Source organism: Bradyrhizobium sp. DOA1 (genome assembly GCF_001593325.1).
Taxonomy (GTDB): Bacteria; Pseudomonadota; Alphaproteobacteria; order Rhizobiales; family Xanthobacteraceae; genus Bradyrhizobium.
In genome coordinates, this window is the sequence record NZ_JXJM01000001.1 from 2,837,698 (window position 1) to 2,856,946 (window position 19,249).

Annotated in this window: 19 protein-coding genes; 14 read left to right on the top strand and 5 right to left on the bottom strand. The window is 65.1% G+C overall.

Going from position 1 to position 19,249, the window contains the following annotated elements; genetic code table 11:
* Positions 1-272 precede the first annotated feature (272 nt).
* The 11 genes from SE91_RS13480 (at position 273) to fabZ (ending at position 12,119) form a co-directional block, all read left to right on the top strand.
* Positions 273-1,268, top strand: coding sequence for a 30S ribosomal protein S2 (locus tag SE91_RS13480; protein WP_008547522.1), 996 nt, complete (start codon positions 273-275; stop codon positions 1,266-1,268).
* A 135-nt stretch (positions 1,269-1,403) separates the two neighbouring features.
* Positions 1,404-2,327 (top strand): translation elongation factor Ts, encoded by a 924-nt coding sequence (gene tsf / locus SE91_RS13485; RefSeq protein WP_061847925.1) that lies wholly within the window; start codon positions 1,404-1,406, stop codon positions 2,325-2,327.
* Positions 2,328-2,385: 58 nt separating this feature from the next.
* Positions 2,386-3,102, top strand: coding sequence for a UMP kinase (pyrH, locus tag SE91_RS13490; protein WP_061851114.1), 717 nt, complete (start codon positions 2,386-2,388; stop codon positions 3,100-3,102).
* A gap of 68 nt (positions 3,103-3,170) precedes the next feature.
* A complete protein-coding gene (gene frr, locus SE91_RS13495; RefSeq protein WP_008547512.1) occupies positions 3,171-3,734 on the top strand; it encodes a ribosome recycling factor in 564 nt (187 codons plus the stop codon).
* Between the two features lie 12 nt (positions 3,735-3,746).
* Positions 3,747-4,502, top strand: coding sequence for an isoprenyl transferase (locus SE91_RS13500; protein WP_061847927.1), 756 nt, complete (start codon positions 3,747-3,749; stop codon positions 4,500-4,502).
* On the top strand, positions 4,499-5,341 hold the full coding sequence (locus SE91_RS13505) for a phosphatidate cytidylyltransferase (RefSeq protein ID WP_156489597.1): 843 nt from the start codon (positions 4,499-4,501) through the stop codon (positions 5,339-5,341). Before SE91_RS13500 ends, SE91_RS13505 begins: the two co-directional genes overlap by 4 nt.
* 4 nt (positions 5,342-5,345) lie before the next feature.
* Positions 5,346-6,569: a 1-deoxy-D-xylulose-5-phosphate reductoisomerase gene (gene dxr, locus SE91_RS13510; protein WP_060736187.1), complete on the top strand. Its 1,224-nt coding sequence runs from the start codon at positions 5,346-5,348 to the stop codon at positions 6,567-6,569.
* A 44-nt stretch (positions 6,570-6,613) separates the two neighbouring features.
* Positions 6,614-7,765 carry an RIP metalloprotease RseP gene (gene rseP / locus SE91_RS13515; protein ID WP_061847929.1) on the top strand — a complete coding sequence of 384 codons (1,152 nt, stop codon included), beginning with the start codon at positions 6,614-6,616 and terminating at the stop codon, positions 7,763-7,765.
* Positions 7,766-7,942: 177 nt separating this feature from the next.
* Positions 7,943-10,468: an outer membrane protein assembly factor BamA gene (gene bamA / locus SE91_RS13520; protein ID WP_061847931.1), complete on the top strand. Its 2,526-nt coding sequence runs from the start codon at positions 7,943-7,945 to the stop codon at positions 10,466-10,468.
* Between the two features lie 125 nt (positions 10,469-10,593).
* On the top strand, positions 10,594-11,661 hold the full coding sequence (lpxD, locus tag SE91_RS13525; protein WP_060736185.1) for a UDP-3-O-(3-hydroxymyristoyl)glucosamine N-acyltransferase: 1,068 nt from the start codon (positions 10,594-10,596) through the stop codon (positions 11,659-11,661).
* Positions 11,658-12,119, top strand: a complete 462-nt coding sequence (fabZ, locus tag SE91_RS13530; RefSeq protein ID WP_008547486.1) for a 3-hydroxyacyl-ACP dehydratase FabZ — start codon at positions 11,658-11,660, stop codon at positions 12,117-12,119. Before lpxD ends, fabZ begins: the two co-directional genes overlap by 4 nt.
* Positions 12,120-12,125: 6 nt before the next feature.
* Here the strand turns inward: fabZ and SE91_RS13535 are convergent, their stop codons facing one another.
* Complete coding sequence (locus tag SE91_RS13535; RefSeq protein WP_061847932.1) at positions 12,126-12,470, bottom strand: KTSC domain-containing protein; 345 nt, start codon at positions 12,468-12,470, stop codon at positions 12,126-12,128.
* A gap of 176 nt (positions 12,471-12,646) precedes the next feature.
* Between SE91_RS13535 and lpxA the strand changes: the two genes are divergently transcribed.
* From lpxA to lpxB, 3 genes are read left to right on the top strand one after another with little or no spacing between them, the layout of a single operon-like run.
* Complete coding sequence (gene lpxA / locus SE91_RS13540) at positions 12,647-13,438, top strand: acyl-ACP--UDP-N-acetylglucosamine O-acyltransferase (protein WP_061847933.1); 792 nt, start codon at positions 12,647-12,649, stop codon at positions 13,436-13,438.
* Between the two features lie 19 nt (positions 13,439-13,457).
* Positions 13,458-14,315 carry an LpxI family protein gene (locus SE91_RS13545; protein WP_061851116.1) on the top strand — a complete coding sequence of 286 codons (858 nt, stop codon included), beginning with the start codon at positions 13,458-13,460 and terminating at the stop codon, positions 14,313-14,315.
* On the top strand, positions 14,312-15,490 hold the full coding sequence (gene lpxB / locus SE91_RS13550) for a lipid-A-disaccharide synthase (protein ID WP_156489598.1): 1,179 nt from the start codon (positions 14,312-14,314) through the stop codon (positions 15,488-15,490). Before SE91_RS13545 ends, lpxB begins: the two co-directional genes overlap by 4 nt.
* Before the next feature lie 113 nt (positions 15,491-15,603).
* On the opposite strand, the gene SE91_RS13555 is transcribed toward lpxB, so the two are convergent.
* From SE91_RS13555 to SE91_RS13570, 4 genes are read right to left on the bottom strand one after another with little or no spacing between them, the layout of a single operon-like run.
* Positions 15,604-16,371: an SDR family NAD(P)-dependent oxidoreductase gene (locus tag SE91_RS13555; RefSeq protein ID WP_061847935.1), complete on the bottom strand. Its 768-nt coding sequence runs from the start codon at positions 16,369-16,371 to the stop codon at positions 15,604-15,606.
* The gene (locus tag SE91_RS13560) at positions 16,368-17,477 is read right to left on the bottom strand and encodes an ABC transporter ATP-binding protein (RefSeq protein ID WP_061847936.1); all 1,110 of its coding nucleotides are present in this window, start codon (positions 17,475-17,477) and stop codon (positions 16,368-16,370) included. The genes SE91_RS13555 and SE91_RS13560 overlap by 4 nt, the downstream gene beginning before the upstream one ends.
* 10 nt (positions 17,478-17,487) lie before the next feature.
* Positions 17,488-18,345 (bottom strand): carbohydrate ABC transporter permease, encoded by an 858-nt coding sequence (locus tag SE91_RS13565; protein WP_061847937.1) that lies wholly within the window; start codon positions 18,343-18,345, stop codon positions 17,488-17,490.
* Positions 18,338-19,243, bottom strand: a complete 906-nt coding sequence (locus tag SE91_RS13570) for a carbohydrate ABC transporter permease (protein ID WP_061847938.1) — start codon at positions 19,241-19,243, stop codon at positions 18,338-18,340. Before SE91_RS13570 ends, SE91_RS13565 begins: the two co-directional genes overlap by 8 nt.
* Between the last annotated feature and the right edge of the window lie 6 nt (positions 19,244-19,249).

The following is a 19,249-nucleotide window of genomic DNA, read 5'->3' on the forward strand; positions in this document are numbered from 1 at the left end:
CGCCAGCACCACATCATCCGCCGCCACGGCCGGCCGGACCGCCACCGAAGGTTTGCCCGCCCGGCCAGAAATGCTAGGGCGCCGGCAAGCGACGAAAGCTTCCGGGTGCCCGGGAAGGGCCCCTTATTTCCTTGCTTCTGGCCGAAATGGCGCTATATAGCGCGCCATCTCACACGGAAACATGGCTCACAAGGCCGTCCGGTGGCAACCGGGGCGAGAACGCTCCGTTTTGCTCACACGTTTCCGGAGGAACCAACCGGAGAATTAGAACGATGGCGCTACCCGATTTCACCATGCGTCAGCTGCTCGAAGCTGGCGTGCACTTTGGTCACCAGTCTCACCGCTGGAATCCGAAAATGGCTCCGTTCATTTTCGGCGCCCGCAACAACATCCACATCGTCGACCTCGCTCAGACCGTGCCGATGCTGCACACGGCCCTTCAGGCCGTTAGCGACACCGTCGCCAAGGGCGGCCGCATCCTGTTCGTCGGCACCAAGCGCCAGGCTCAGGACGGCGTTGCGGACGCAGCCAAGCGCTGCGCCCAGTACTTCGTCAATTCGCGCTGGCTCGGCGGCACGCTGACCAACTGGAAGACGATCTCGGCCTCGATCAAGCGCCTGCGTCATCTCGATGACGTGCTCTCCGGCGGCGACGCCAGCTCTTACACCAAGAAGGAGCGCCTGACGCTTCAGCGCGAGCGCGACAAGCTCGACCGTTCGCTCGGCGGCATCAAGGACATGGGCGGTCTGCCCGACCTGATCTTCGTGATCGACACCAACAAGGAAGACATCGCGATCCAGGAAGCCCAGCGGCTCAACATCCCGGTCGCCGCGATCGTCGACACCAATTCGGACCCCAAGGGCATCACCTATGTGGTGCCGGGCAATGACGACGCCGGCCGTGCGATCGCGCTCTATTGCGACTTGATCGCGCGCGCTGCGATCGACGGCATCTCGCGCGCCCAGGGCGATTCGGGTGTCGACATCGGTGCCTCGACCCGTCCGCTCGCCGAAGAGCTGCCGGCTGCTTCCTCGAGCGGCTTCCAGGGCCTTGCAGGTCCGCGCGGCACCGCCGACGACCTCAAGAAGCTCCCGGGCGTGTCGGGTGCGATCGAGAAGAAGTTCAACGACCTCGGCATCTTCCACTACTGGCAGCTCGCCGAGCTCGACCACGACACCGCGCACACGATCGGCGAAGAAGTCGGTCTGCCGAGCCGCGCGGACGCCTGGGTGGCCAAGGCCAAGGCGCTGACCGCGGAAGCGGAATAGTCAAAAAGGCGATGGGTTGGCCGGCTAAGCCCCGGCCACCATTTCATTCAGTTGACGCGAATTCCTGAGATGGACCGCGGCGGGGCAATGGGATGCCGCGCCGCGGCGAACCGGCAGGCAAGAAGGATTTCAACGATGGCAACGATCACAGCTGCGATGGTCAAGGATCTGCGCGAGTCGACCGGCGCGGGCATGATGGACTGCAAGGCCGCGCTCACCGAAAACGACGGCAACATGGAAGCGGCGCAGGACTGGCTGCGCAAGAAGGGCCTGTCGAAGGCCGCCAAGAAGTCTGGCCGCGTCGCTGCCGAGGGCCTGATCGGTGCGCTGACCAAGGGCACCAAGGGCGTCGTGGTCGAGGTCAATTCCGAGACCGACTTCGTGGCGCGCAACGGCCAGTTCCAGGGCCTCGTCAAGATGATCGCCCAGGTCGCGTTCAACGTCGGCGCCGATGTCGAGAAGATCAAGGCTGCCAAGGTCGGCGACGTCACGATCGAGACCGCGATCAATGACGCGATCGCCACCATCGGCGAGAACATGACGCTGCGCCGCGCTGCCCAGCTCGAGGTGAGCCAGGGCGTGGTCTCGCACTACGTCCACGGAGCCGTCATCGACGGCGCCGGCAAGATGGGCGTGATCGTGGCGCTGGAATCGCCGGGCAAGGCCGACGAGCTCGCAGCGCTCGGCCGTCAGATCGCGATGCATATCGCCGCTGCCAACCCGCTGGCGCTCGACCCGTCGGGCCTCGACCCTGCGGTGGTCAAGCGCGAGAAGGACGTGCTCGCCGACAAATACCGCCAGCAGGGCAAGCCCGAGAACGTGATCGAGAAGATCGTCGAGTCCGGCCTCAAGACCTACTACAAGGAAGTCTGCCTGCTCGAGCAGGCCTTCATCCACGACACCGGCAAGTCGGTGGCGCAGGCGGTGAAGGAAGCCGAAGGCAAGGTCGGCGGCCCCGTGAAGATCGCCGGCTTTGTGCGCTATGCTCTCGGCGAGGGAATCGAGAAGCAGGAAAGCGACTTCGCAGCCGAGGTCGCGGCGGCCAGCGGCAAGAAGTAAGCGCCGGAACGTTCCTTCCGGCGCCGCCGGAAGCGGCGCCCGGACAAGGAAGGTGCTCATGACTGATCCGGTCTATCGTCGCGTCGTGATCAAGCTGTCCGGCGAATATCTCGCGGGACAGCCGGGCTTTGGTATCGACCAGCCGACCGTCGACCGGGTTGCGGACGATCTGATCGCCGCCCGCAAGCTCGGCACCGAGGTTGCGGTCGTGATCGGTGGCGGCAACATCGTGCGCGGGGTCGAGGTTTCCGCCCGGGGCGTGTCGCGGCCGACCGGTGACACCATGGGCATGCTCGCCACCATGATGAACTGCCTCGCGCTGGAGGCGGCGATCGAGCGCAAGGGCACCCCGGCGCGCACTCTGTCGGCCTTCGTCATGCCGGAGATCTCCGAGCTGTTCACCCGCGCCGCGGCGCACAAATACCTCGCCGAGGGCCGGATCGTGCTGCTCGGCGGCGGAACCGGCAATCCGTTCTTCACCACCGACACGACCGCGGTGCTGCGCGCCGCCGAAATCGGCGCCCAGGCGGTGCTGAAGGCGACCAATGTCGACGGCGTTTACTCGGCCGACCCCAAGAAGGACCCGACCGCCACTCGTTTCGACCGCCTGACGCATTCGCAGGCGATCGAGGGCGGCTACAAGGTGATGGATGCGACCGCCTTCGCGCTTGCCCGCGAGACATCACTGCCTATCATCGTATTCTCGATCGCGCAGCCGGGGTCGATCGGTGCGATTCTGCGTGGCACCGGCCACGGAACCATTGTCGCCGGCTGATGTCTCGTCGTCGCCTTCCAAAAAGGGAGGGCGCGGAGAGATCGCCGGGATTTTGAAGGAGAAACGTGATGGCCACGGGTAGTTTCGACCTCAACGAAGTGAAGCGCCGCATGCAAGGCGCCGTCCAGTCGCTCAAGCACGAGCTTGGCGGCCTGCGCACGGGGCGGGCCTCGGCCTCGATGCTCGATCCGGTCCAGGTCGATGCCTATGGCAGCCACATGCCGCTCAACCAGCTCGCCACCGTCAGCGTGCCGGAGCCGCGCCTGATCTCGGTGCAGGTCTGGGACAAGTCGATGGTCAAGGCCGTCGAGAAGGCGATCGTCGATTCCAATCTCGGCCTGTCGCCCGCGACTGAGGGACAGGTGCTGCGCCTGCGCATTCCCGAGCTCAACGAGGAGCGGCGCAAGGAGCTGGTGAAGGTCGCGCACAAATACGCCGAAGCCGCCAAGGTCGCCGCGCGCCATGTGCGCCGCGACGGTCTCGATGTGCTCAAGAAGCTCGAGAAGAATCACGAGATGTCGGAGGACGACCAGAAGCGTCACGCCGACGAGGTGCAGAAGGCGACCGACGGCACCATCGCCGAGATCGACCAGCTGCTGGCTGCCAAGGAAAAAGAAATCCTCACGGTTTAAGGCATCGCCTTCATGTCCAACGCCGCGCCCGCAACGGAAGGACCCGATCGGTCCGAGGCGCCTGCGCATGTCGCCATCATCATGGATGGCAACGGGCGTTGGGCGGCCGCGCGCGGTCTGCCGCGTGCGGAAGGGCATCGCCGCGGCGTGGACGCGCTGCGCCGCGTGGTGCGCGCCTCGCACGAGCTCGGCATCCGCTATCTCACCATCTTCTCGTTCTCTTCCGAGAATTGGTCGCGGCCGGCGAGCGAGATCGGCGATCTGTTCGGCCTGCTCCGGCGCTTCATCCGCAACGATCTGGCAAGTCTGCATCGCGACGGCGTCAAGGTCCGCATCATTGGCGAGCGCGAAGGGCTCGAGAGTGACATCTGCGCGCTGCTCAACGAGGCCGAGGAGCTGACGCGCGACAACACGCGCCTTACGCTCGTCGTCGCCTTCAACTACGGCTCGCGGCAGGAGATCGCGAAAGCGGCCCAGAAGCTCGCGCGCGAGGTCGCGGAGGGCAGGCGGGATCCTGCCACGATCGACGCGGAGACGCTCGGAACCTATCTCGACGCGCCTGACATTCCCGACCCCGATCTCATCATCCGCACCAGCGGTGAGCAGCGCCTGTCCAACTTCCTGATGTGGCAGGCCGCCTATAGCGAGCTGGTCTTCGTGCCGATCCACTGGCCAGATTTCGACAAGGCGGCGCTGGAAAGCGCGATCGCCGAATTTGCCAGGCGCGAGCGCCGTTTCGGCGGTCTGGTCGCGAAAACCGCCTCGTGAGCGAACCCGACGCCGCATCGGCGGGCGGAAAGCCTGCCCCGAGCAATCTGGTGATGCGGGTCCTCGCAGCACTGGTGCTGGCGCCGCTGACCATTGCGATCGCTTACGCCGGTGGCTGGCTGTGGGCGCTTCTCGTCACCCTCGTCTCGATCGGGCTGTTCGCGGAATGGCTGATGGTGGTGGGCGCGGGATCGACCGCGCTGACGGGGGCAGGGACGATCGTCATCGCCATGATGGGTGCCGCCGTCGCCTTCGGCGGGCTCAAGACCTCCGTCATCGTCGGCCTCGTCGGCGGCGCGGTCGTGACGTTGATCGCTCGGGGCAAGTTCGTCTGGGCGGCGACCGGCTTCGCCTATGCAGCGGCAGCGCTGCTGGCCTCGATCCTGGTGCGGAAGGATCTCGTCAACGGCTTCTCCGCGCTGATGTTCGTGCTGCTGGTGGTATGGGCGACCGATATCGGCGGCTATTTCGCCGGGCGCAGCATTGGCGGGCCGAAGCTGTGGCCGCGCGTGAGCCCGAAGAAGACCTGGGCGGGCGCATTCGGGGGCTTTGCCGCAAGCCTTGCGGTTGCGGCCGGCTTTGCCGCCTGCGGGATCGGAAAGCTGGTTCCGCTGCTGCTCGTCAGCGCCGTCCTGTCGGTGGTGTCGGCGTTGGGAGATCTGTTCGAATCCGCGGTGAAGCGGCGTTTCGGTGTCAAGGATTCCAGTCACTTAATTCCCGGCCATGGCGGGCTCATGGATCGCCTTGACGGTTTTGTCGCCGCCATCCTGGTGGCATGGATTATCGGCTTTCTCCGCCATGGTGTGCATAGCGCCGGAAGCGGTCTTATGGTTTGGTGAGGATATGAGCGCGGTCCCATTGCGTAACAACAGGCTTGCTGCGACCAGCGTCCGCAGCGTCACGGTCCTCGGCGCCACCGGTTCGATCGGCGACAGCACGATGGATCTGCTGCGCGCTTCGCCCGAGCGCTACCGCGTCGAGGCGCTGACGGCGAACGGCAACGTGGCGGCCCTCGCCAAGCTCGCGAAGGAATTCTCTGCGCGCTTCGTCGCGATCGCCGATAGCTCCAAGCTCGGCGAGCTCAAGGCCGCGCTGGCGGGCACCGGCACCGAATGCGGCGCCGGCGAAAGCGCGGTGATCGAGGCGGGTGCGCGTCCGGCCGACTGGGTGATGGCGGCCGTGAGCGGCGCGGCCGGACTGAAGCCGGCGCTGGCCGCGGTCGATCGCGGCGCGCATGTCGCGCTCGCCAACAAGGAATGCCTGGTCTGCGCCGGCGATTTCTTCATGCAGCGCGCGGCCAAGGCGGGCGCCTGTATTCTGCCGGCCGATTCCGAGCACAATGCGCTGTTCCAGGCGTTGGCTTCCGGCAATCGCGACGAGCTCGTCCGCGTCATCATCACGGCGTCGGGCGGCCCGTTCCGGACCTGGAAGCCGGCCGATATCGAGCAGGCGACGCTCGAGCAGGCCCTGAAGCATCCGAACTGGAGCATGGGCCAGAAGATCACGATCGATTCCGCCTCGATGATGAACAAGGGCCTCGAGGTGATCGAGGCGTCCTATCTGTTCGCGCTCTCGCCCGACGAGATCGACGTTCTGGTGCATCCGCAGTCGATCATCCACGGCATGGTCGAGTTCTCCGACCGTTCGGTGATGGCGCAGCTGGGTGCGCCCGACATGAGGACGCCGATCGCGCATTGCCTCGGCTGGCCCGACCGCATCAAGGGACCGGCGGCCAAGCTCGACCTCGCCAAGATCGGCCAGCTCACCTTCGAGGCGCCGGATTTCGAGCGCTTCCCGGGCCTGCGCCTGGCCTTTGATTCGCTCCGGACCGGGAAGGGCGCGACCACCGTCTACAACGCGGCCAACGAGGTTGCGGTCGCCGCCTTCATCGCAGGCAAGATCCGCTTTGGCGCGATCGCGCGCCTGGTCGAGGCGACATTGGACGACTGGGTCCGCAGCGGGAACCAGGCCCCGATGACCTCGGCCGATGATGCAATATCCGTTGACCATGTTGCGCGAAATAGAGCTGCCGCCCTATTGCCTCAAATTGCCTTAAAGGCATCCTAGATGGCTTGGGGCCAGGGCCTTGCGGCGCTGGATGAGGGACTTCGATGATCGACTTTTTCGTCCATAGTTTCAATACGTTGAGCCATGGGCTCCTTGGTTACGCGGTTCCCTTCCTGTTCGTCCTGACCATCGTCGTGTTCTTCCACGAGCTCGGCCATTTCCTGGTCGCGCGCTGGGCAGGCGTTCGCGTGTTAACCTTTTCGCTCGGTTTCGGACCGGAGCTGGTCGGCTTCAACGACCGCCATGGCACCCGCTGGAAGATCTCCGCGATTCCGCTCGGCGGCTACGTCAAGTTCTTCGGCGACGAGAGCGAGGCCTCGACCCCGTCGGCGCAGACCCTTTCGGCCATGACGGCCGAGGAGCGCGCCGGCAGCTTCCACCACAAGAAGGTCGGCCCGCGTGCCGCCATCGTCGCAGCCGGACCGATCGCCAATTTCATCCTGGGCGCGCTGATCTTCGCCGCCATGGCGCTGTACTACGGCAAGCCGAGCACGATCGCGCGCGTCGACGGCGTCGTCGCGGACGGCGCTGCGGCGGCGGCCGGGTTCAAGGTCGGGGACGTCGTCGTCCAAATCGACGGCAAGCCGATCGAGAGCTTCGCCGACATGCAGCGAATCGTTGCAATGAGCGCCGGTTCAGCGCTTGCATTCCAGGTGAAACGCGACGGCGCCATCGTATCGCTCACGGCAACTCCTGCGCTGCTTGAGCGCAAGGATCCCTTCGGCAACCGACACCGAGTCGGCGTATTGGGCGTCGAGCACAAGTCGCAGGCTGGAGAGGCCTCGACCGCGCCGGTGGGCGTTGGCGAGGCGCTGAAGATCGGTGTCGAGCAGGTCTGGTTCATCATCACCAGCACTTTCAAGTTCCTGGGCTCCTTGTTCGTCGGACACGGCAATCCAAACGAGGTCAGCGGCGTCCTGGGAATCGCGAAGATGTCCGGGCAGGCGGCCAGCGCCGGGTTCCAGTTCGTGATCAACCTGTGCGCCGTGCTGTCGGTGTCGATCGGCCTGTTGAACCTGTTCCCGATCCCGCTGCTCGATGGCGGCCACCTGATGTTCTACGCGGCCGAAGTGGTCCGCGGCCGGCCTCTATCTGAGCGGACTCAGGAGATGGGGTTCCGAATCGGGCTCGGTTTGGTGCTGATGTTGATGGTGTTTGCGACCTACAACGACATCTTGCGGATGGCCGCTTCGTGATAGGGGCTTTTTTGTGGCGTTGCTGATCAGCAACGTCTTGGAATGAAATTGAAATTACGGCGCGCTCGGCCGTTTGCGGCGTCGGGGAAATTGGCTACAAGCGGCGTGAACTTGGGGAATCTTCCAGATCGGCGTTGGGGTTGGGTCTGGTACGGCATGATAAGGGCGCGTTGCGCGATGAAGTTTGGACTGCGACTCCGGGGGGGCTTGCTCGCAACCCTGATCATGTTCGGCGCGCCGGTGGTTGCCCCGGTTGGGGCTGTTTTTGTGTCTTCGTCTGCGCTCGCTCAGACCGTCCAGTCGATTTCCGTCGAAGGAAATCGCCGTGTCGAGGTGGAGACCATCCGCTCCTATTTCAAGCCGGGTCCGGGCGGCCGCCTGGACCAAGCCGCCATCGATGACGGCCTTAAGGCGCTGATCGAGACCGGCCTGTTCCAGGACGTCAGGATCAATCGCGGCGCCGGCGGCCAGATCATCGTCTCCGTGGTGGAAAACCCGGTGATCGGACGCGTCGCCTTCGAGGGCAACAAGAAGATCAAGGACGAGCAACTCACGACGGAAGTCCAGTCCAAGGCGCGCGGCACTTTCTCCCGCGCTATGGTGCAGTCCGACACGTTGCGAATCGCCGAAATCTATCGCCGGTCCGGCCGCTATGACGTGCGCGTCACGCCTGAGGTCATCGAGCAGCCGAACAATCGCGTCGACCTGATCTTCACGATCGAGGAGGGCGCCAAGACCGGCGTCAAGTCGATCGAATTCGTCGGCAACAACGCGTTCTCGTCCTATCGCCTGCGCGACGTCATCAAGACCCGCGAATCCAACCTCTTGAGCTTCCTCGCCAGCGGCGACATCTACGACCCCGATCGGGTCGAGGCCGACCGCGACCTGATCCGCCGCTTCTATCTCAAGAACGGCTTTGCCGACGTCCAGGTGGTGGCCGCGCTCACCGAATACGATCCCGAGAAGAAGGGCTTCAACGTCACCTTCAAGATCGAGGAAGGCGCGCAATACCGCGTCGGTTCGGTCGATTTCCGCTCCAGCATTCCGAATTTCGATCCCTCGTCGCTGCGGGCCTATTCGCGTGTCTATGCCGGTTCGCTCTACAACGTCGAATCGGTCGAGAAGTCGGTCGAGGAGATGCAGATCGAGGCGTCGCGCCGCGGTTATGCCTTCGCCGTGGTCCGCCCGGGCGGCGACCGCAATTTCGAGGCGCACACCGTCTCCGTCGTGTTCAACATCGACGAGGGCCCGCGCACCTATATCGAGCGCATCAACCTGCGCGGCAACACCCGCACACGCGACTACGTGATCCGCCGCGAGTTCGACATCTCCGAGGGCGACGCCTATAACCGCGCGCTGGTCGACCGTGCCGAACGGCGCCTGAAGAACCTCGATTACTTCAAGAGCGTGAAGATCACGACCGAGCCCGGCTCGTCGAGCGACCGCGTGATCCTGATCGTCGACATGGAAGAGAAATCGACCGGCGACTTCTCGATCTCGGGCGGCTACTCCACGACCGACGGCGCGCTGGCGGAAGTTTCGGTCTCCGAACGCAATTTGCTCGGCCGCGGCCTGTTCGCCAAGGCCTCGGTAACCTATGGCCAGTACGCGCGCGGCTACTCGCTGTCGTTCGTCGAGCCGTATCTGCTCGATTACCGCGTCGCGCTCGGCCTCGACCTCTATCAGCGCGAGCAGCTGTCCAACAGCTACATCTCCTACGGTACCAAGACGCTCGGCTTCTCGCCGCGCCTCGGCTTCTCCTTGCGGGAAGACCTCGCGCTCCAGCTGCGCTACTCGGTCTACCAGCAGCAAATCTCGCTGCCGAGTTACCTGGCGAACTGTAACAACGTCCTCGGTTCGGCGGCATTCAACCCCAGCCCGGCTTTCTCGGCTGCTACCGGTATTCCTCTGGATCCGTCCACCAACGGCCTTGGCTGTTACAGCGACGGCGAAGCCTCGTTGCCGGTGCGCAAGGAGCTTGCCAACGGCAAGACCCTGACCTCGGCGCTCGGCTACACGCTGACCTACAACACGCTGGACAATAACAAGAACCCGACCGACGGTCTGCTCATCGACTTCCGGCAGGATTTCGCCGGCGTCGGCGGCGACGTCTCCTATCTGAAGTCCGTGGCGGACGGAAAGTACTACGCTCCGCTGGTGTCTGACATCGTCGGCATCGTTCGTCTCCAGGGCGGCATTTTGACCAAGATCAACGATGATCTGCGGATGCTCGACCACTTCCAGATGGGCCCGAACCTCGTCCGCGGCTTTGCTCCCAACGGCATCGGTCCGCGCGACCTGAATCCCTTCGGCACGCAGGATGCGCTCGGCGGCACCAAGTACTGGGGCGCTTCGCTCGAATTGCAGATGCCGTTCTGGTTCCTGCCGAAGGAAGTGGGCCTGAAGGGCGCGGTGTATGCCGATGCCGGCGGCCTCTACGACTATAAGGGACCCACGAGCTGGTTCGCGACCAATGAGGTCAATGCGCCGGGCTGTATCCCGTCGACGATCAACCCGCCGAGCGCTGGAACGTGCACAGGCCTCGTCTATGACGACAGCAAGGTGATCCGCTCGTCGGTCGGTGTCGGTCTGATCTGGCAGTCGCCGTTCGGTCCGCTCCGCTTCGACTACGCGGTGCCGCTCACCAAGGGCAAGTACGACCGTACGCAGGAATTCCGGTTCGGCGGCGGCACGACGTTCTAGTTCGATCAGCACGGCACGATCCGGATCACCGGAGCCGGTTTCCGAAAGGGATCGTGCCAATCCAAGACATGAGGCATGATGCGGCCCGGCCGCTTCATGCCGAAGCCGGACCGCGACGGGGTGGAATGGCGCAGCCGACCTTCTTCACACAACCGCCGGCGTCAGCGCTGGCCGACATTGCCGCGCTGAGCAAGGCGCAGCTGGTCGACCCTGCGCGGGGGCAGCACGTCATCAAGGGCCTTGCTTCGCTCGACGAAGCCGGCCCGATGCATCTGACGTTCTTCGACAATCTGAAATATGCCGATCAGCTCAGGGCGACCAGCGCCGGAGCCTGCCTCGTGAGCCCGCGCTTCGAGGCCGAGGTGCCCGCGCACGTGGCCGTGCTGCGCGTGGCGCAGCCGTTCCGTGCCTTCGTCAGGATCGCACGGGAATGGCACGCAGACGCGCTCAGGCCGCAATCCTGGGTCGGCAATGCCGGCATCGCGCCGTCCGCCATCATCGATCCCTCGGCCCGGCTCGAGGACGGCGTGATCGTCGATCCCCTGGCGGTGATCGGTCCGGACGTCGAGATCGGCAGCGGCACCGTGATCGGCGTCGGCGCGGTGATCGGCCCCGGGGTCAAGATCGGCCGGGACTGCAATGTCGGCGCCCGCACCGCCATCCAATGCGCCCTGATCGGCAACAATGTGCTGATCCATCCGGGCTGCTCGATCGGCCAGGACGGCTACGGCTTCATCTTCTTTGGTCCCGAGGGACATCTGAAGGTGCCGCAGACCGGGCGGGTGCTGATCCAGAACGACGTCGAGGTCGGCGCCAACACCACGATCGACCGCGGATCCCTGCGCGACACCGTGATCGGCGAGGGGACCAAAATCGACAATCAGGTCCAGATCGGCCACAATGTGACGATCGGACGGCACTGCCTGCTGGCGGCGCAGATCGGCCTCGCGGGCAGCCTGACCATCGGCGACAACGTGGCGCTGGGAGCGAAGGTTGGTATCAACAACCACCTCAAGATCGGCGATGGAGCTCAGGTGACCGCCATGAGCGCCGTCAAGGACGATATCCCCCCGGGCGGACGCTGGGGCGGGCATTTCGCCAAGCCGACCAAACAATGGTTCAAGGAGATCATTGCTGTGGAGCGTCTGGTGCGCGACAGCAAGGCCGATCCGAAGGGCGAGGGACGGGAATGACGGCGGAATCACCTATTAAGTTCGAGCTGGTGGACATCAACGCCATCCTCCAGACCCTGCCGCATCGCTTTCCGATGCTCTTGATCGACCGCGTGATCAACATCCGCGCCGACTACAGCGGCATTGGCATCAAGAACGTCACCTTCAACGAGCCGGCGTTCCAGGGGCACTTCCCCGAGCGGCCCGTCTATCCAGGCGTCATGATGATCGAGGCGATGGCGCAGACCGCGGGCGTGATCGGCATCAAGTCGGTCGAGGGCACCGAGAAGCCGCGCGCGGTTTATTTCCTCACCATCGACAAGTGCAAGTTCCGCAAGCCCGTGCTGCCGGGCGATACCATCGAATATCACATGCGCTCGCTCGGCCGCCGCAAGGCCATGTGGTGGTTTCACGGTGATGCCAAGGTCAACGGCCAGGTCGTCGCCGAAGCCGATGTCGGCGCGATGCTGACGGACTGAGCGGCCTTAACTTCTCTGCACCGGCTCGCCCATCCGGCACGCGTAGCGGCCCGTGGCGGCCTCGCGCTTGATGTTCTGGTTGAAGAACCGCCCCATGGAGCGCGCGCCCAGGAGATGATCGATCGTCTCGGCCGTCACGCCGCAATAGCGGGCATAGACGCCGTTGCTGGCGACGATCAGGTCCTGCTGCGCGCGATCATAACAGACCCGCTGCAGGACGGTGCTGCGGGTGATGTCCCGGCATTCGAATGTCCTGAGATCGACGAGGCGGTGTTCGCCGGTCTCGACCGTCTCGGACACGATCGGCGTAGCCGCCAGCTGTGCAAGCAGAAGAACCAGGGCTCTGACCACGATAGCTGAAGCTCCGCATGAACGCGTTGAGCAGCCGGGAGGGCCGCCTCATCCGGCACTTGAAACACGGCGAGATGATACGTCACTGGACAGATCGGGCATAGTCGCGCTAACCAGCCGAAAACCGAGCGACTTCAATACATAACCACACCTTCTTGACGAGTAAGATTGGCTTGATGAGCAAGATCGATCCCACCGCACGGGTCGCGGACGGCGCCGTGATCGGCGAGGGCACCGAGATCGGACCCTATTGCATCATCGGCCCCAACGTCGTGATCGGCGAGAATTGCAGGCTGATCGGGCAAGTCACCGTCATCGGCCACACCTCGCTCGGCGATGGCTGCGTGATCTCGCCGTTCGTCGTGCTCGGTGGCGCCCCGCAGGATCTTAGCTACAAGGGGGAGCCGACCCGGCTCGAGATCGGCTCCGGCTGCACCATCCGGGAAGGTGCGACAATGAACGTCGGCACGATCAAGGGCGGCGGGCTGACGCGCGTCGGCAACGGCGGCTATTTCATGAACAACAGCCACGTCGGTCATGACTGCATGGTTGGCGACAACGTGATCTTCGCGACCTCGGCAACGCTCGGCGGTCACTGCGAGATCGGCGAGGCCGTCTACATCGGTGGCCTGTCCGCGGTGCACCAGTTCACGCGTATCGGCCCCTATGTCATGGTCGGTGGCGTATGCGGCGTGCGAGACGACGTCATCCCCTACGGGTTGGTCAACGGCCAGTATGCCGTGCTGGAGAGCCTCAACCTAATCGGCATGAAGCGGCGCAAATTCACCAAGCAGCGGCTCGCCACCGTCCGCGCGTTCTACCAAAAGCTCTTCCTTGGCCCCGGCACCTTCGCCGAGCGGCTGGAGGCGACGCGGCCGCTCGCAAGCGAGGACCCCGCGATCGCCGAAATCCTCGACTTCATCGGCAAGGGCAAGCGCCCGCTCTGTCTTCCCGCCATCGCGAAGTGATCCTGTGATGGCCGCGGGCATGACATCGGCGGCTTCGGAGGTTTCGGCACCGGTCGGCATCGTCGCCGGCGGCGGCGCCATGCCGTTTGCTGTCGCCGAATCGCTCGCCGCTCGCGGCATCACGCCGGTGCTGTTTCCGCTGCGTGGTGCCTGCGATCCTGCGCGAGTGGAGCCATTCCGTCACCGCTGGATCTCGGTCGGCCAGCTCGGCCGCGCGATGCGGCTGTTCCGCGAGGAGGGCTGCCGCGACCTCATCTTCATCGGCACGCTGGTGCGGCCCTCGCTGTCGGAGATCCGCTTCGACATCAAGACGCTGCGCCTGCTCGGCAACGTCATCCGCGCCTTTCGCGGCGGCGACGACCATCTGCTCTCCGGCGTCGGCCGGCTGCTCGAGCAGGACGGCTTTCGCATGGTTGGCATCAAGGATGTCGCGCCCGATCTCCTGATGCCCGAGGGCTGCATCAGCCGGGCCTGGCCGAACGACAATGCCAAGGCCGACATCGAGCGTGGCCGCGCGGTCCTGACCGCGCTGGGCCCGTTCGACATCGGCCAGGCTGCGGTCGTGATCGACGGCCATGTGGTGGCGGTCGAGGATATCGAGGGCACCGACGCGTTGCTAGCGCGCGTGGCGCGACTGCGCGAGGAAGGCCGCATCCGCGCCGCGACCGGACGCGGCGTGCTGGTGAAGGCACCCAAGAGCGGTCAGGACCTGCGCTTCGACCTGCCGACGATCGGCCCGCGCACCATCGAGGGCGTCGCGGCCGCGGGGCTTGCCGGCATCGCCGTCATTGCCGGCAACACCATCGCGGCCGAGCCGCAGGCGATGATCGCGCTTGCCGACGCCAAATATGTCTTCGTCATCGGCCTGCCGGCGTGATGCAGTCGCGCGATCCCCAACGGAAGATCTTCCTGATCGCCACCGAGGAATCCGGCGACAGGCTGGGAAGCGCCTTGATGAAGGTGCTGCGCCAGCGCCTCGGCGACGGCGTGCAGTTTGTCGGCGTCGGCGGCCGCACCATGGCACGCGAGGGGCTCGAGACGCTGTTTCCGATCGAGGAGCTTTCCATCGTCGGCTTCGCCGCGGTGGTGCAGCAATTGCCGAAGATCCTGCGGCTGATCCGCCAGACGGCCGACGCCGTGACGGAGGCCGCGCCCGATGCGCTCGTCATCATCGACAGCCCCGATTTCACCCATCGCGTCGCCCGCCGCGTGCGGGCGCGCAGTCCGGCAATTCCGATCGTCGATTACGTCTCGCCGCAGCTCTGGGCATGGCGGCCGGGACGCGCGCGGACCATGCTCGGCTATGTCGATCACGTGCTCGGCCTGCTGCCGTTCGAGCCGGAGGAATACCGCAAGCTCGGCGGCCCACCCTGCAGCTATGTCGGCCATCCCCTGATCGAGCAATTGGGCTCGCTGCGGCCGAACACGGACGAGCGGGCGCGCCGGGATGGCGCGCCGCCGGTGCTGCTGGTGCTGCCCGGCAGCCGCCGCAGCGAGATCCGGCATCACCTCGCCGTGTTCGGCGCGACGCTCGGCCGCTTGCAGGCGGAGGAACGCGCGTTCGATTTGATGCTGCCGACCATGCCGCATCTCGAAGCCACCATTCGCGAGGGCATTGCGGATTGGCCGGTCAAGCCGCAGATCGTGATCGGCGAGAACGAGAAGCGCGCCGCCTTCCGCATTGCCCACGCGGCGCTGGCAAAGTCCGGCACGGTGACGCTCGAACTCGCGCTGTCGGGCATTCCGATGGTGACGGCTTACCGTGTCGGCGCGTTCGAGGCCTTCATCCTGCGCCGCGCGATCCGCGTCTCCTCGGTGATCCTCGCCAATCTCGTCATCGGCAAGGACGTCATTCCGGAATATCTGCAGGAGGACTGCACGCCCGAGAAGCTGGCGCCCGCGCTCGCCGAGCTGCTGACGGATTCGCCGCTGCGCCGGCAGCAGGTCGAGGCCTTCGCCCGGCTCGATCAGATCATGTCCACGGGCAACAAATCGCCGAGCGTGCTCGCTGCCGACATTGTGTTGGCGACCATGCGCAAGGGCAGGCGGTAAGCGCCCACTTGTAGGCTGGGCAAAGCGAAGCGTGCCCACCAGTCCTTGCTCGGTCGCGGGGAGATGGTGGGCACGGCGCTTCGCGCCTTTGCCCACCCTACGAGATTACGAGACTACGCAAGTCCGCCATCGACCCGAAAACATTGGCTGGTGATGCGCTGGCTTTCGTCGGAGGCCAGGAACAGCGCCATGCTGGCGATGTCCTCGGGCGTCACCGCACCGGGAACGGCCTGCCGCGCGCGAATCTCGGCGATGACCTGTTCGTCCGGATACCACAGCCGGCGTTGGCGCTCGGTGATCACCATGCCCGGCGCGATTGCGTTGACGCGAATGCGGTCGGGGCCGACCAGCCGGGCCAGTGAATTGGTGAAGCCGACGATCGCCGCTTTCGCCGCGGCATAGGTCGGCAGCGCCGGTGCGCCGCGCATCCAGGCGACCGACGACATGTTGATGATCGAGCCGCCGCCACGCGCCTGCATCTGCGGCACCACCGCTTGCGCCGCGAAGAAGACATGCTTGAGATTGACACCGATCGTCCAGTCGAACTCGGCCGGCGTCACCTCGGAGAGAACCTGGCGCTGATCGTTGGCGGCGTTGTTGACGAGAACGGCGGCATCGCCGAGTGAATGCTGGACCTCTGCCGTCGCAGTGCGCAAGGCGTCGATGTCCAGGAGATCGCAGGGCACGAACAGCGGTGCGGTCCCGCCCGCAGCCGCGACATCCCGCACCAGCGCTTCGCCCGCCTTGGTGTCGATGTCGAGGAAGGCGACGCGGGCGCCTTGGGCGGCGAAGGCCCGCACGAAGGCGGCGCCGATGCCGCTGGCGCCGCCGGTGATCAACACCACGCGGTCCAAAAGCCCTGAATAGGTCGTCTTGGTCATGCGATCAGTCGCTCCGTCTCGGGGTCGAACAGGCAGATGCGGCGCGTGTCGAGCGCGAAGGCGGCGGACGCACCGGGCGAGGGGCGGATATCGGGTGACACGCGCGCCATCGCCGGCTCGCCTCCGAGCCGCAGCGATACCATCGTCTCGGCGCCGGTCGGCTCGATCATGTCCACCGGCGCGTCGACGAGCACAGGCGCATCGCCGGAAAACACGCGGCTGCCTTCGGCGATGCACTCCGGCCGGATCCCGAACACCACCTCGCGCCCGACAAAGGGCGCAGCGGCGTCATATCCGCTCAGGCGCAGACGAAGCTCGTCCGGCCGGCCCGCGCCGATCACGACCACCAGCCCGTCGTTCTCGGTCTCGAGCCGCGCCGGCATGGTGTTCATCGGGGGCGAACCCATGAAGCGCGCGACGAACAGATTGGCGGGGTAGCGGTACACGGTATCGGGATCGGCGAATTGTTGCACGCTGCCCTGATGCATCACGGCGATCCGTGTCGCCATCGTCATGGCCTCGATCTGGTCGTGGGTGACATAGACGATGGTGGCGCCGATGCGCTGGTGCAATCGCTTGATCTCCATCCGCATCTCGACGCGCAGCTTGGCATCGAGGTTGGACAGCGGCTCGTCGAACAGGAACAGCAGGGGATTGCGCACCAGCGCGCGGCCCATCGCCACGCGCTGGCGCTGGCCGCCGGACAATTGCGATGGCTTGCGGCCGAGCAGCGGCTCGATCTGGAGCAGCTTTGCCACATTCGCGACCGCCTTCTCCTGCTCGGCCTTCGGCACGTGACGGCATTCCATGCCGAATGTGATGTTCTGCCGCACCGTCATCGAGGGATAGAGCGCGTAGGACTGGAACACCATGGCGATGTCGCGGTCTTTCGGCGCGACATCGTTGACGACGCGCCCGCCGATCTCGATCGTCCCCGCGCTCGGGCGGTCGAGCCCGGCGACGATGTTGAGCAGCGTGGACTTGCCGCAGCCGGACGGGCCGACCAGCACGGTGAACTCGCCGCTCTCGATGTCGAGCGCGATGTCCTTCAGCACCTCGAGATTGGCGTAGCGTTTGGACAGGGCGCGAATGCTCAGTGCTGCCATGACAACTCCATCATTTCACGGCCCCGGCAGTCAGGCCGCGGACGAAATATTTTCCGCCAAGGAGATAGATCAGCAGGGTGGGGAGCGCTGCGATGATCACCGCCGCGCTCTGCACGCCATGCTGCGGGATATCGGCGACCGCGGCGGATAGCGCGATGAGAGCAGCCGTGACGGGTTGCTGCTGGCCCGTCGTGAACGTCACGCCATAGAGGAACTCGTTCCAGATATGGGTGAACTGCCAGATCACCGTGACGATCAGGATCGGACCCGAGAGCGGCAGGATGATCCGCCAGAAGATGCGGAAGAACCCCGCGCCGTCGATCCGCGCGGCCCTGATCAATTCATGGGGAATGGCGACATAGTAATTGCGGCAGAACAGCGTGGTGAAGGAGAGCCCCTGGATGGTGTGGATCAGAACGAGTCCCGTCAGCGTGTTGATGAGACCGACGTCGCGCAGCACGATGGTCCAGGGCAGCAGGCGCATCTGCTGGGGCAGGAACAGGCCGAGGGTCACGATGCCGTAGATCCAGTTGTCGCCGCGAAAACGCCAGAGCGACACGGCGTAACCTGCGATCGCGCCAAGCAGGGTCGAGAAGATCGTCGCGGGAATGGTAACGAGTGCGGAGTTCAGCATGTACGGCCGGATGCCGGCGCAGGTCTCGGCGACGCAGAAGCCGCTCCACGCGACCGCGTAATTGCTCCAGGCCCATTGCTGCGGCCAGCCGATCATCGAGGCCTGTGCGATCTCCTCGTTGCTGCGCAGCGAATTCAGCACCACGACGACGAGCGGCGCCAGCCATGCCGCGGCGATCAGCGAGACGATCAGATAGATCAAGATTCGGCTCGGTGCGAAGCTGCGGTCACGCATGGAGGGCCCGCCGTCGCTGGATGTATCGCCACGCCGCATAGGGCAGCAGCACCGCGAGAAGGATGAGCAACATGAGCACCGCGGCCGCCGCGCCGCGGCCGAGCAGGCTGCGCTGGAACATCAGGTCATAGACGACGAGCGCCGGCAGCTGGGTCGCAATTCCCGGCCCACCGTTGGTGAGCGCGCGGACGAGGTCGAACGTCGAAATCGCGAATTGCAGCTGGATCACGGCGACAGTGATGGTGATCGGCCACAGCGACGGCAGGATGATGCGCCGGTAGATCCGGATCGGTCCGGCGCCGTCGATCTGCGCCGCCTTGATGATGTCGGCGTCCACGGAGCGAAGGCCGGCCAGGAAGAGCGCCATCGCAAATCCCGAGGATTGCCAGATCGCGGCGATGACGATGGTCCAGATCGCCATGTCGCGGTCGATCAGCCAGTCGAACCTAAAGGAGGTCCAGCCGAGGTCGTGGACCAGCTTCTGGATTCCAAGGCCAGGATTGAGCAGCCAGCTCCAGACCGTGCCGGTGACCACGAACGACACCGCCAGGGGATAGAGGAAGATCGATCGCAGCACGTTCTCGCCGCGAATACGCTGATCGAGCAGGATCGCCAGGATCAGGCCGGTCGCCGCGCTCAGCACGACGAAAGCGCCGCCGAACAGCAGTAGATTGTCGAAAGCGATCTGCCAGTTCCGCGATGCCAAGACCGCCGAATAGTTGCGCAAGCCCACCCAGCCCGAGACCGGAATCAGAGTGGACGGCGTGAACGATATCCAGATCGTCCACAGCGAGAACGAGATGAGGTGCGCGGCGGACAGCAGTAGCGGCACCCAGATCATCAGATATTCCGGCAGCCGGCGCATCCATTCAGGAAGCGCCGGCCGGCCCGGTCTCATGGCGGC